Annotated in this window: 9 protein-coding genes; 2 read left to right on the top strand and 7 right to left on the bottom strand. The window is 60.5% G+C overall.

Annotated features, from left to right (window positions below):
- Positions 1–91 precede the first annotated feature (91 nt).
- On the bottom strand, positions 92–1,684 hold the full coding sequence (locus tag WKF55_11250) for a S41 family peptidase (protein MEJ7760149.1): 1,593 nt from the start codon (positions 1,682–1,684) through the stop codon (positions 92–94).
- A gap of 111 nt (positions 1,685–1,795) precedes the next feature.
- Entirely contained in the window at positions 1,796–2,605 is an 810-nt protein-coding gene (locus WKF55_11245) for a replication initiator protein A (protein MEJ7760148.1), read from the bottom strand.
- Positions 2,606–2,747: 142 nt separating this feature from the next.
- On the opposite strand from WKF55_11245, the gene WKF55_11240 reads away from it, so the two are divergent.
- Together WKF55_11240 and WKF55_11235 are read left to right on the top strand one after the other, a co-directional pair.
- Positions 2,748–4,049 carry a phospholipase D-like domain-containing protein gene (locus WKF55_11240; GenBank protein ID MEJ7760147.1) on the top strand — a complete coding sequence of 434 codons (1,302 nt, stop codon included), beginning with the start codon at positions 2,748–2,750 and terminating at the stop codon, positions 4,047–4,049.
- Between the two features lie 76 nt (positions 4,050–4,125).
- Positions 4,126–8,679, top strand: coding sequence for a DEAD/DEAH box helicase (locus WKF55_11235; GenBank protein ID MEJ7760146.1), 4,554 nt, complete (start codon positions 4,126–4,128; stop codon positions 8,677–8,679).
- On the opposite strand, the gene WKF55_11230 is transcribed toward WKF55_11235, so the two are convergent.
- The 5 genes from WKF55_11230 to WKF55_11210 all read right to left on the bottom strand — a co-directional run bounded on the left by WKF55_11230 (position 8,656) and on the right by WKF55_11210 (position 13,222).
- On the bottom strand, positions 8,656–9,096 hold the full coding sequence (locus tag WKF55_11230) for a MerR family transcriptional regulator (protein MEJ7760145.1): 441 nt from the start codon (positions 9,094–9,096) through the stop codon (positions 8,656–8,658). The genes WKF55_11235 and WKF55_11230 overlap by 24 nt on opposite strands.
- Before the next feature lie 23 nt (positions 9,097–9,119).
- Positions 9,120–10,139, bottom strand: a complete 1,020-nt coding sequence (locus tag WKF55_11225; protein ID MEJ7760144.1) for an alpha/beta fold hydrolase — start codon at positions 10,137–10,139, stop codon at positions 9,120–9,122.
- A gap of 77 nt (positions 10,140–10,216) precedes the next feature.
- A complete protein-coding gene (locus tag WKF55_11220) occupies positions 10,217–11,332 on the bottom strand; it encodes a hypothetical protein (GenBank protein ID MEJ7760143.1) in 1,116 nt (371 codons plus the stop codon).
- A gap of 167 nt (positions 11,333–11,499) precedes the next feature.
- Complete coding sequence (locus WKF55_11215) at positions 11,500–12,363, bottom strand: MqnA/MqnD/SBP family protein (GenBank protein MEJ7760142.1); 864 nt, start codon at positions 12,361–12,363, stop codon at positions 11,500–11,502.
- A complete protein-coding gene (locus WKF55_11210) occupies positions 12,356–13,222 on the bottom strand; it encodes a hypothetical protein (protein MEJ7760141.1) in 867 nt (288 codons plus the stop codon). The genes WKF55_11215 and WKF55_11210 overlap by 8 nt, the downstream gene beginning before the upstream one ends.
- Between the last annotated feature and the right edge of the window lie 32 nt (positions 13,223–13,254).

Here is a 13,254-nt window from a genome sequence, read left to right as displayed (position 1 = left end):
CGGACGATGTGGTTTCAGCGGGTGAATAATGCAAAGAAAACCGCCGTCACGGAATTCCGTGACGGCGGTTTGACTTGACAGTGTCTCGCAATCAGCGGATCGCGGCAGTGGTCGGGGTGGTAAGAAGAACGAACAGGTCTTTCTGCGTCTGGCCACGGCGCAGGAGCTCCAGTGAGCGACGAAGCTGCGCGTCGTCAGCGATGTCGCGGCGCTTTGCTGTCGAATCGCCGAACGAGATCCGCGTGACGCTCGAGCCGAGCATGCGATCGATCTCTGAGCCGCCGGCGTCGAACTGCGCCTTCTCGATCTTGACGCCCCCCGCCACGAGGCGGCGGTAGAACTCCTCTCTCCACGCCCTTGGCACGACGAATCCCGGCTGCATCTTGCCCTTGTGCTCGACTGCATAGTTGATGAGTGTCGAGCGAAAAAGCTGAGCCTTGGGAGCCAGCGCCGTCAGCAGCTTCTGCTCGCTGGCGTTAAGCGTGTCCGGCTGGACGATGAGGTCTGGAGTAACAGCGCCGCCACCATAAACTGTCCGGCCAGCGTCCGATTTGAATTTTGGTCGCGTCTTGCGCACGGAATCGGTTTCCATGGAATCCGGCAACGTCTCGACGAACGAACCATCCGGAAGGAGCTTTCTGTCCTTCTGGATTGAACGGCCGCTCGGTGTGAACCATTTGGCCGTCGTCATTTTGAGTGCGTATCCGCCTTCAAGCGGGTAGACCGTCTGGACAAGGCCTTTGCCGAATGATGTGGTGCCAACGATGACTGCCCGGTCGTGATCCTGAAGTGCACCGGCGACGATCTCCGAAGCCGACGCCGAGCGCCCATCGGTGAGGATAACGAGCGGGGTGTTCGGGACGACAGGTGACTGGGTGGCAAAGAAAACCTGTCTTTCTCCACCGCGTCCCCGGACGCTGGAAATCTCCTGGCCTTTGCCGAGAAAAAGGTTGGCAATGCTTGCCGACTGTTCGAGGTACCCGCCGCCGTTCCCGCGAAGATCGAGAACCAGTCCACGAGCGCCCTCATTTACCAGGCGGCGGATCGAGTTTTCCACCTCCTCGGTGGCGGTCTCGTTGAACTGCTGCAACCGGATGTAACCGATCTTCCCATCGAGCATGATTGCGAAAGGAACGGCCGGGATCCGGACGTTCGCCCGGGTAAATGTCACCGGAATGGGCTCGACGACACCGGCGCGCGCGAACTTTACGGACACCTTGCTGCCGGGCCGGCCCTTCAGCGCGTCTGACACCTGTGCCGTAGTCCAGCCACGGGTGTTCGCTGCGGTGTCAATGGCAATGATACGATCTCCCTCAATGATCCCTGCCTGCTCGGCAGGCGTGTGCGGGAAGACGCGCTGGACCGTGACATAGCCCTGAATCTCGGCGATCTCCATTCCAACGCCACCATATTTACCCCCGGTGGACGCGTTGAACTGCGCGAGCTCTTTGGGGGACAGGAGCACCGAGTAGGGATCGTTGAGCTCGTGAACGAGACCACGTGCCGCTTTCTCGTAGAGCGATCCGGCGTCGACACTGTCGACGAAGCGACCCTGCACGATAGTGAGGACCTGGTCGAGAAGGCGTGCGCCGTCGCGGGCGTCGCGCTGCTGATTGACAAATCCCCCAGCGAGCAGCGGAAGGACCACCAGGGCGAAGATTGCAGCTTTGGTGCGATTCGACATGGACGATTCGTTTTAGGGATGCTTCGCTACAAGGTAGCAGGTACGCCTGAAGTGCGTGATAGTTCCGGATTGCAACTCGCATGCGAGCGTCGATGGGACACCGGGGTTCCTCTATCCGTTGCGGCCGGCAAGCACGTAATCGACGAACCAGTCGCGTGCGACCTGACGAAACGCGGCGCTGCGTACGAGACCGGCGCCGACGAGCATTTCGTGCGCGGGCTGGAGCACCCGCTGAAGATGGGACGGATATCGTTGTGAGAGTGGAAGCTGACTGGCGAGCTCGTCGAGTGCGACACGCCAGGCAACAGTGCCTGCTTCGCGCGCTACCTCGAGCAGCCTGTACAAACGGCGTGCGACAGGACTGTTCAGCGACTGGTACTGTGATGACAGGATGGTAGCGGTGCACCCGATAGCGATGTTCTCACGGATGAGGGGAGAAATAGTCACGCGGGCGTCGCCCGGCTCGGCCGCACTGAGTACTGGAAACAGAGTGAACTGCTCGCGATCGGCCAGGCGTCTTCGATCGATCGCAATCGATGTCAGAATCGTGAATCGATCGTCCAAGGGTGTAGCGCTGCGGGCCGCAACGTAGACACCACTCGATTCGAGGGTGGTTTTTTCGAGTCGGTTAAGGGCAGAACGCAGCTGTTCGTAAGTTCTGCCGTCGACTCTCCGGCCGATGGACCGGAGAAAAGCGTGCAGCGTAAAACTCACCGTGCCGTCAGCGGGGAAGCCTGACTCTCCGTATCGATGCAGGATTTCCACATAGACATCCTGATCGAACGTCCCCGGCAGGCGGTCACCCGGGCTTGGCAAAACCCGCCAGCGCCCACCTGACGGTGGTGAGTAAGTTATGGTCGATTCATCGGCGGAATCGCTCAGCCGGAATATCGGCAGTGCTTCGAGCGAACGATCGAGCATGATGGCTCGGTTCGCAGAACGTCTGCGGGCTGCGAAGGGCATGTCAGGAAAAGCTGTTGCAAGGCTGGAGATGCGGCAAGGAGCGAACAGCGTATCCAAGTCCCAGGCCAATCACTCAGACATTCTCAAGGTCACCGGATCAATGGAATTCCTGAAATACGGCGGATTGCTGTTGCTCGTTGTAATGGTGCTGGCGTTCATGCTGATCGGGATTCTCTCGGTGACGCGTGGGGGCACGGTCAAGATCGTTGTGGCGGAGGGAGATGACCAAGCACCCTGTGATGTAAGGAATCCTCACTTCCTTCGTCTGATCGAGCTATTCACAGAAACGCATATCGAAGCGGGGAACAAAGTGGATCTCCTTTTGAACGGGGAAGGCACATACCCTCGTCTGTGGAAGGACCTCGAATCGGCAAAGCAGACGCTGACGGTGCAGCTCTACTATTCCCAGCCTGGTGCAGTGGCAGACACGATGGCGAAACATCTCTCAGAGCGTGCAAAAGCGGGGGTACGCGTTCTGCTTCTGCTCGATGCTTTCGGCTCGGAGCCGCTCCCGGACGAGTGGATCGAAGGACTCCGGGCGTCTGGCGTCAGAGTGAACTGGCTGCGGCCCATCAAATGGTACACGTTGCACAAGACCGCGCAGCGGTCGCACGTGAGGGCGATAGTGATCGACGGTCGGGTGGGATACACCGGGGGCTTCGGGCTGGCCGACTACTGGCTTGGCGATGGGCGTCATGCGGACCAGTGGCGTGAAACCAACGTTCGTTTCGAGGGGCCGGCGGTAGCAGCGCTACAGGCGGCGTTCGCAGCGGGCTGGGTGGAGACGACCGAAGGCGAGCTGCTCACTGGAGAAATGTTCTTCCCTCCGATAGAGATCGAGGGGGGAGGAAACGTCAACGCTGGCCTCATGCACAGCATGCCCACCATAGGAAGTACGCCGGGCGAACATTTAATAGCTCTGACAATCGCCGCCGCAGAAAAGACGCTCTACATCGCAAATGCGTATTTCGTCCCTAACGTCGATTTTTGCACCTCGCTGGTGAAAGCGGCAAAAAAGGGCGTCGATGTTCGAGTTCTCACCGTGAGCGCAGAAACGGACGTGAAGACTACGTGGTACGCAGGGCGGGCATCGTACGAAGGGCTGCTGGAGGGAGGCGTCAGGATCTACGAGTATTTGCCAGCGATGATGCATGCCAAGACGATCGTGGTCGACAGCGTCTGGGCGTGTGTCGGGTCGATGAACTTCGACAATCGATCGATCGCGTTCAACAACGAATCACAGATTATCGCCCTTGACGACAACGTCGGTCAGCGGATGCAGGAAATTTTTCTTGAAGATCTCAACTATGCCGAAGAAATAAATCTCGAGACATTCCGCAATCGGCCGTTAAAAGGAAAGATTTACGAATGGGGCGCGCAAAAACTGAGACGAGTTCTGTAAAAATCGGGCCCGGGGCGGCGGCGACCTTGCAGGCGGGACCGGGTGAATTCGCGCCGGTAACGGCATCGCGGGATCAATGATGCGCCGCTTTCATCCGATTGTTCGAAAGTGGTTCTCTGAAACTCTCGGCGCGCCGAGCGAGCCGCAGCGTCTGGGGTGGCCGGCCATCGCGGGCGGGGAGCACGCGCTCATACTTGCTCCAACCGGAACGGGCAAGACGCTGGCCGCATTCCTGTGGGAGTTGAATGCGCTGATCATCGAGGGAATGAAGGAGCCGCTCGCGAACGGCGTTCACCTTCTCTACGTCTCGCCTCTCAAGGCGCTGAATAACGACATTCAGCGAAACCTCGAGACACCGCTCGCGAACCTGCGACAAAGATTTGAAACTGCGGGTCACGCTTTCCCGGAAATCCGGATTGGTGTGCGCACGGGCGACACCAGCGCCTCGGCCCGCGCAAAAATGCTTCGGGAGTCGCCCCATATTCTCATTACGACCCCGGAATCGCTGAACATTCTGCTCACGAGTATCAGGGGCAGGGGAATGTTCGGCCTCACACGAGTTGTGATCATCGACGAGATCCATGCAATCGCGGGAAGCAAACGCGGTGCTCATCTCTCGCTTACCCTCGAGCGGCTCGAGAAGCTTACGCTGCGCGCACCGCAGCGAATTGGATTATCCGCAACCCAGCGGCCGCTCGAGGAAGTGGCGCGGTTCCTTGGAGGATGCGAAGCTGAAACCAGCGGTGAGACGAAATTTCGACCCGTCACGGTGGTGGATTGCGGGTTGGTCAAGACAATGGACATCTCCGTCGAGTCTCCGGTGGCGGACCTCGCCAGTGTTGGAGGGAGTGTCTGGCCCGCGGTTTCGTCGCTGGTGCTTGGCCATATTCGCGAATCGCGAACGACACTTGTTTTCGTGAACAACCGGGCGCAGGCAGAGCGTATCGCGGCACGTGTTAATGCGCTGGCGGAATATGAGATCGCACAGCCGTATCATGGATCGATTGCAAGAGAGCGGCGTCAGGATCTCGAAGAGAAGCTCAAGGCCGGATTGCTGAAAGCGCTTATTACGACAAGCTCTCTCGAGCTCGGCATCGACATCGGTTCTGTCGATCTGGTAATTCAGCTTCAGTCACCGAAACGAGTCGCGGCCGGGTTGCAGCGAATAGGACGCTCGGGGCACACTCTCGGGGCTGCAAGCCGTGGGATATTCGTTCCAACATTCCGGGATGATGCGATGGAGATTGCCGCGATTGTTGCGGCAATGCGAGCCGGCGAGGTTGAGCCAACGCGAGTAGTGCAGAACGCTCTGGATGTGCTCGCTCAGGTCATCGTAGCGGCTGCGTCGGTCGACGACTGGATTGCGTCGGAACTTTATGTGCTGGTGCGACGTGCCTATCCGTATCATCGCCTCACACAGGCTGCGTTCGACGAGGTATTGTCGATGTTGTCGGGGAAGTATCCGGCGGATATCGCCAGCGAGCTGGAGGCACGAGTCACCTGGGATCGGGTGACGGGGCGGGTCAGCGCGGGCCGATCTGCGCGGATGACGGCCGTGATTTCCGGTGGCACAATCCCCGATCGCGGCCTGTACACGGTGAATCTGCCGGACCGCACGCGGCTGGGCGAGCTCGACGAGGAATTCGTGCACGAATCGCGGGTGGGCGACGTGTTTCAACTCGGGTCGACGACGTGGCGAATTGCGGCCATCGAGCACGATCGCGTAATCGTTCATCCAGCGCCGGGAATGGCGGCGCGGATGCCTTTCTGGCACGGCGAATACGGCACTCGATCGCTCGAACTGAGTCACCGTGTGGGTGCATTGAGACGGGAGATAGCGGCTGGAGCGGACCTGCCAATGCTCGAAAAGAATTATGGATGCGACGCCGCGACATCCACCTCGCTTCTGCATTACGTCGGTGCGCAGCGCGCTGCAACAGGAATAGTTCCCGACGATCGCAACATCGTGGTCGAACAATTTCGTGATGAGACCGGCGCGGTTCGCGTGGTAATTCACGCGGCGTTCGGTGGCCGGGTGAATGCGCCCTGGGCCATGGCTCTGACGCAGCGCGTCAGGGAGACGCTGGGTGGAAGCGACGTGCAGGTACAAACGACGGATGATGGCATAATGCTGCGGCTGCCCAGTCTCGGCAGGCCTGTTCCGGTAGCATCGCTGATGGGACTGTCGTCGAAGGAAGCGCAACTTCTGGTGATGGAGGAGATTGGCGCGACATCTCTCTTCGGAGCGCGCTTCAGAATGAACGCGGCGCGTGCGCTGCTGTTACCCCGGGGAAATCCGCGCCGGCGCATGCCACTCTGGCTTCAGAGATTGAAGGCGCTCGATCTTCTCCAGACTGTGAGTCAGTTCCCGAGCTTCCCGATTCTCGTGGAAACGTATCGGGACGTACTGCAGGACGCCTTCGATATGGATGGTCTTTTCAGTGTACTGAATGGCATCGAGGGAGGAACGATACAAGTGCACATCGTCGAGACCCTGGTTCCATCTCCATTCGCGGCCAGCCTGCAGTTTGGTTTCGTAATGGACTGGATGTACGGAGACGATACTCCGCGCGCGGAACAGAGAGCAGCGTTGCTCTCACTCGACCGGTCTCTTCTCGATGAAGTAATGGGAGAGGAGGCCGGGGACGACATTACGCTCGACACCATCATTCAGATCGTCGCGGAACGCGGAGGCTATGCTAAGGGACGGCGGGCGCGAAGTGTCGACGATCTTGCTCATCTGCTCGACAGGGCGGGCGATCTCACGGCAGACGAGCTACGCGCCCGTGTAGCCATGCCGGATGAGGGAGTGCGAGGAGATCCTTTCGGCGAACTGATGAGCCAGGGACGGGTTATGGCTATTCCCTTTTCGACCTCCGAGGGAGCCCGGTGGAGGTCGATCCTCGTGGAAGCATATCCGCGATACGTGTCGGCATTCGGGTCTGAGGCGATGGCCCGGGTTCGTTCTGGTGCTGGGCAAGGCGCCGGCGATTCTGGAGGCATGAGCCCCGGGGCTGCCGTTGAGGAAGTGGACGCAGGCGACCTCGTGCCGGCCGTCCTGCTGACCGGAGCGATGACGACGGCGGCGGCGCGACGGGAAATTCTCGCGAGATATCTTGCTTTGAGCGGGCCGGTGTCGGTGGAGGAGATTGCCGGAAGGTACGGTTGGGAACATGCGTGGATCGAAGCGCGTCTCACGGAATGGCAGCGATCAGGGAAACTGGTACGGGGGAAGTTTCGGCGGGATTTTCCGAATCCCGAGTGGTGCAGCAGGCGGGTTGCGGAGGTTGCGCGGCGCCGGGCACTCGCAGCGTTGCGGAGGGAGATCGAGGCCGTCGACCTGCCGGTCTTCGTCGAGCTGATGCAGCGCTGGCAGCACGTTGAGCCCGGCGAGCGCCTCAGCGGAGTGGAGGGCGTCGCGACGGTGATGCGGCAGCTTTATGGATTTTCCCGTCCGGCGCTGAACTGGGAGCGCGATTACCTGAGAGCGCGGGTGTCGGGATATCAGCCGCAATGGCTCACGCAGTTTGCTGCGGGGGGTGAAGCTGTATGGGTTGCGGAGGTCAGTTCCAAATCGGAGACCGGAGTTCTCGCATTGTCCCGCTTGCGGTTCTTCGAAAGAGGGACAGGTGCATTATGGCTTCCGTCCGATGACGAGGATGAAACGGACGTGCGTTTAAGCGAAAACGCTCGATCGGTACGGGCTGTCATCGAACGTGATGGGGCCTCGTTTACTTCGGAGTTGGAGCTTGCAACAGGTTTGACGAACCTGAGTGTGAAGGAGAGCCTGCGTGAGCTTGCGGCGGCCGGCGATATTACCAACGACACCATCGATGCGCTCAGGGAGATCATCAGATGGCGGCCAGTCAAGCCAGTCGACACACGCGATGCCACCAGCTGGCTGCCGCCGGAATTCACTCCGTCGGCCAACAGACCGATCACTCAGCGCCGGCCCAATGTGCGCCGTCTTCCAAAATGGTCGCGCCCCGATCGGCCGGGCGCTCCGGGCGCTCCGGGTGCTGCGGGTGCTGCGGGAAGGGGCTGGGCGGGAAGATGGTCACTTGTGCGGAGGGGCGGTAACCTGGGCGCTCAGTTAAACGAAGGGGCGAAAGCGACACGGATTGCGCGACAGTGGCTCGACAGATACGCGATAGTATCGCGTGAGTGTTGGCGTCGAGAGCGGCCGCCGGTCTCGTGGAGGGCGGTTTACCAGGAGCTCAAACGACTTGAATTCAGGGGTGAAGCCAGACGCGGTTACTTCGTGCGGGGGCTCAGCGGGGCACAGTTTGCGACGCCACAGGCCATAGAACTATTGCGGGCAATTGCTGGTGAAGATGCGGATGAAAAACCCTTTGTGGTGATTGCTGTGAGCGATCCCGCGAACGTGTACAACTTTCCGGTGGATATTGTCGATCGGGATCCACTGTCCAGGCCGCGCGGTTCGGGTGCCTTGCTCGTAACTCGAGGGGGCCGCGTGGCGTTATCGGTCGAAGGGCGTGGCCGGCGGGTGGTGATAGCTGAATGGATGCGAAAGGAAGACGTTGATAGCGCCAAGGCGGTACTCGCCGACCACCTGAAGGGCGAGCGGGGCGCGCGCTATCTGATGTTACCGGATATCAGACCGACCTAGCGCGGCGCGCACTGCTTCTCGCATTGCGATGACCGCTTCCTCGCGCGCGGCTGGCACGTCGTCCCGGATGTGAAGCTCGATTCCATCCGCGACCGGAGCTCTGCGCCAGGTGTGCGTCTGGCTGTCCTCATTCATGACAGTGTTGTCGGCGCCCGAGTTGAGGGCGGGTGCGAGAGATGTCGCAATGCGGCGTTCGAGAACGTCGCCGGTGAGGTCTTTCATCTCTCCCTTGATCTTTTCCAGACTCTGGCCTTCGCGTTGCCGGATCTTGATCGACAGGAGTTGAAGCAGGTGGCGGTAGTTGTACGTTGCCGCCGTTCCGGTGCCTTCGGGCCGGTCGAGCAATCCGTTGGCGACGTAGAACCTCACCGAGCGCGCGCTCGGTGCAGCGCGTGCGGATGCGTTGGTGGGCCGCATGCCGGCCGCGTCAACCAAAGCGGTTACGTGTGCGGCAAGGCCTCGGGCGTTCCAGGGAGCGTGACGGGAGTGAGCGCGGAGGAGAGTGACAGGCGATTCAGCCATGTGGATAGGATAACGTTAAAGTCATCGGGTCGCTCATCGTGTGGCAGGTCGCCAGCGGGCGAGAGAACCGACATCTGGAAATCGGGCTTGAGCGAGCGGAAGCCGCGAAACTCCTCCAACGGCGCGGCTGATCCTTCCTGGCCCCATATCAGCAGTGCGGGCTGGCTGAGGCGTCGGAGTGCATTGTGAACGTCGATGTTGAGTTGCCCGGTGAAAAACGCCGCCGGCGCGTGCCGCGCGCCCCGCTGATGTGAGGCCCAGTAATGGATGTCGACCAGCTCTTTGGTGACGATAGTGTCGTCTGCGTAGGTCTTCTCGAGATATGCGGTAATGTTGCGGCGGGACACAAGCGCATTGAACATCGCTGTGCCGACGATTGGTGCGTCGACGGCGAGGCGTCCCGCTTCGCCCCCAACCCCCGACACTTTATTGAGCCGTACGAGACCGGTCGGCGCGATCAGCGCGAGCGCCGGAAACCGCTGTGGATCGCGTGCGGCGAGCACGATTGCATACGCACCGGAAATGGAGGACGCGACGAGAATGCACGGTTCGCCTATCACCTGGTGCACAAAGTCGGAGATGAGCGATATGTAGAGACGCGCCGAATAGCGGATCGCAGGGCGGTCGGAGCGCCCGAAGCCAAGCAGGTCGATCGTATAGACCGTGTTACCCCGCGCCAGGTGGTCGACGTTGTCGATCCATTCGTACGACCACGCTGTCGCATTGATGCCATGCAGCAGAAGAAGGGGAGGTCCTTCGCCTCTCCTGGTGAAGGCGATGCGCCGGCCGCGCCATTCGAATCCGCCTTCTTCACCACCGATGAGGTTGGTGAGCTTGTCGATGTCCTTCCGGGCAAACGCGTTGTATGCGGCGGCCGCGCCCAGAAGCGCACCCCCTGACATGAGTACCTTTCGCCACCGACTATCGCTGTTGTCCATCTGGCCTCAGTGGAGTCGCGGCCCGGTCGTGTGAATGACACGCCCGGGCTGCGAGATACCGCAGGGAATGCAAGGGATTACCTCCGGCCGCTCCGGGAGCCACTGCGTCCGGTCTTTCCGGCACTGCCGGTTTTCCTGCTGCCAGTGTTTTTGCGAGCGGATGCCACGGACTGGGTCTTTCGCGCGGAAACCTGGCTCCCGCCCCGCGCTGCGGAGGTTTTTTTCGCGGTTCCGCTTCTCGATTCAGTGGCGCCTTTTCGTGCCGTGGATTTCGTCGCGCCGGATTTCTTTGCGCCGAGTTTCCTGGGTGTGCCCTGCTTTGTAGCTGTTTTTTTGCCAGTTGGTCTTGACGGTGCAGACTTCGATTTACTGGCAGAGCTTCCTTTTGTCGCAGACTTGCCTGCTGAACTCCCGGCAGATTTGCCGGTTGCCGACTTACCGGTTGCCGACTTGCCGGTTGCCGACTTGCCGGTTGCCGACTTGCCGGATGCTAGTTTGCCGGATGCCGGTTTGCCGGATGCCGGTTTGCCGGATGCCGACTTGCCTGCAGCCGACTTACCTGCAGCCGACTTACCTGCAGCCGACTTACCTGTCGACTGTCCGCCTGACTTTCCAGCCGCCGACGACGATTTTCGTCCTCTGGACTTTGCACCGCCGTTTGCGGAAGCGGCATCACGCGCTGCAGGCGCATCGGACGCTTCCTCCGAATCAAGATCATCCTCATCGCCATCCGAGTCCGCGCTGGATTCCGCAAGCGCCGCACCAGCCTCGGCATCCCCTCCTGCGACATCATCGTCGAAAAGAGAAGTCTCACCAGCGGCGGCATCATTCGCGGCGTCACGCGGCGTTCGTGTAGTAGCCATCAGCTGCTTCTCCCGATTCGCGGCGGTAGACCCTTTTGGACGGCCTCTGCGGCCGCGCGGAGCCCCGCCCCCGAAAACATCTTCCTCTTCCTCTTCTTCCTCAGCGTCCTCACCCTCAGTGGTCGTCGTCTCTTCGTCGTCATCTTCGTCGACCTCTTCCGCGCTGTCCCATAGACGATCGCTGTGATCCTCATTGATGGCCCAGCCACCGTTCTCTTCGTCTTCCTCGTCATCGTACGACCGTTTCCGGCGCCCAAATCCACCACCGCCTCCGCCACCGCCGAGATCGTCTGATTCATCATCGTCGGCCATTCTGTACGGCCGTATCATGTCGTCACCGCTCGGCATACCGGTCTCCCGTTAACTGTTTCATTTTCTGTCTGATTCGCCTGGATGTTCGTGTTTGGCCGCGCACGCTGCACGACGCGTGCCTTGTGACGTGCCAAACTCCTTGTAACTCCATCATTCACACCGAATACGTCAACAGGGCAACCACGTCAAGCCCATGAGCCATCTTCCACGAATTCGACACTCACCGGCCGCGTGATGATACCTGCCGCCACCCCGCGCTCCAGAAGCAATCTGACGGCCTCACGCCCGCGGTCGCCGTAATCGAGTGTCCAGTCATTCACATACATGCCGACGAAAGTATCTGCATCAGACCGGTCGAGGCCGCGCGCATATTGCATCGCATGATCGAGCGCACTTGCTCGATGGTCAAGGCCATACGCGATGCTGTCACGCAGGTGGCCGGAAACAGCACGCTTGAGATCACCGCTCAGATCCTTGCGGATGACATTGCCCCCAAGTGGGAGAGGTAACCCGGTCTCGGCGTACCACCACTCGCCCATATCGGCAACGAGGTGAAGACCTTGTGCGGCATACGTCAACTGACCTTCGTGGATGAGCAGACCCGCATCGACATCGCCGCGCAGGACGGCATCGTCGATGGCGTCGAACGCCATGAACACCGCATCGAATTCAGGCTCGTAGAGCCGGAGCGCGAGATACGCGCTCGTGAGCGGCCCGGGGACAGCAATCCGGGTTCCCCTGATCTGAACCTTCGTCATGGGCGACCTGCTGACCAGGCGGGGGCCATAGCGATCGCCCATCGATGCACCATGCGGCAACAATGCGTACGCGTCGGATAGATACGCATATGCGTGAATGGATACCGCGGTCACCTCGAGCTCAGCCCGTAGTGCACGCTGGTTCAACGTCTCGATGTCCTGGAGCTCATGGACGTACTCGATGCCGCCGGTATCGATTTTTCCAGCGGCTAGCGCATAGAACATGAACGCATCGTCAGAATCGGGACTATGGGCAAGATGAATGGTCGTTCCTGCGTATGGCTCAGTCATTCCGTGCGCCGGCGGTGCGACGAGCGATGGCCATGGCGCTGGTAATATCGTTGTCATGTCGCAGATACTCCGGCAACCGCTTCGCGGACTCGGAGGTGAAGGCAGCAAGAAGCCGCGCTTCGTACGACCTTCGTGCGGCGGTATCGTTTTTCAATGCCGCCAGGCGCGCACTGAGGATGAGGCCGAGGAGGTGCGTTGGGTTTTTCTGGAGGATGGTATCCGCCTGGGCGCTTGCGAGCGGCAACGCTCCTGCTACTTCGGCGATCTGCCCCATATCATATCGCTGATCGGCATCCAGTGGCGACAGCAGCCGATAGGCTTCGATTGCCATGGGAGCAAAAAACTGTACGCTATCGGTCTTGCCCTGACTATTGAGGGTCATTACGCGGTTGAAGAGCCGGTCGGCGCGTTCCTGCGGAGACAGACTGGAGATGTCGGGTCCGCGAATCGCCGCTTCGCCTGGTGCGCCTGGCGTGGCAGCGCCGCGGTCATCGAGTCCTGCCTGAGGCAGTGCGTTTACTGGCGCATCGAGACTGCTGCCCCTCGCTGCATTGAACCTGTTTCCACCAAGGAAAGCGAGCAACACCACGAGGGCGATGGCGGCGACGATCCACGGTAGCGACGTGCTGATCCCGCCACTCGTTGCAGCACCCGGGCGAGCAGGAGTCGCAGCTACAGGGGGGGCCGTACCGGCGGCGCGGCCACAGCGGTGACAGAATTTTGACCCGGGAGTGAGGGGCGTCTCACAACCGGCGCAGGTTGCTCCTTCACGCAGTGATCCGCAGTTGGCGCAGAAGCGTCCCGCGCCCGGCGCTGAACATGCTGGGCAGACGGCTTCAGGAGTTGTCGGGGTCGTCATGCGCTACAACCTACCCAAGGCACGTCGCGCGC

This window comes from Gemmatimonadaceae bacterium (genome assembly GCA_037721215.1).
Classification (GTDB): Bacteria; Gemmatimonadota; Gemmatimonadetes; order Gemmatimonadales; family Gemmatimonadaceae; genus UBA4720.
Note: the sequence above shows the minus strand (reverse complement) of the source record. Positions and strands in the feature narration are given on the sequence as shown.

Coding starts and splice junctions, on each gene's coding strand:
- WKF55_11250 (MEJ7760149.1), bottom strand. CDS start 1,684: ATGTCGAATCGCACCAAAGCTGCAATCTTCGCCCTGGTGGTCCTTCCG.
- WKF55_11245 (MEJ7760148.1), bottom strand. CDS start 2,605: ATGCTCGATCGTTCGCTCGAAGCACTGCCGATATTCCGGCTGAGCGAT.
- WKF55_11240 (MEJ7760147.1), top strand. CDS start 2,748: ATGGAATTCCTGAAATACGGCGGATTGCTGTTGCTCGTTGTAATGGTG.
- WKF55_11235 (MEJ7760146.1), top strand. CDS start 4,126: ATGATGCGCCGCTTTCATCCGATTGTTCGAAAGTGGTTCTCTGAAACT.
- WKF55_11230 (MEJ7760145.1), bottom strand. CDS start 9,096: ATGCGGCCCACCAACGCATCCGCACGCGCTGCACCGAGCGCGCGCTCG.
- WKF55_11225 (MEJ7760144.1), bottom strand. CDS start 10,139: ATGGACAACAGCGATAGTCGGTGGCGAAAGGTACTCATGTCAGGGGGT.
- WKF55_11220 (MEJ7760143.1), bottom strand. CDS start 11,332: ATGATACGGCCGTACAGAATGGCCGACGATGATGAATCAGACGATCTC.
- WKF55_11215 (MEJ7760142.1), bottom strand. CDS start 12,363: ATGACTGAGCCATACGCAGGAACGACCATTCATCTTGCCCATAGTCCC.
- WKF55_11210 (MEJ7760141.1), bottom strand. CDS start 13,222: ATGACGACCCCGACAACTCCTGAAGCCGTCTGCCCAGCATGTTCAGCG.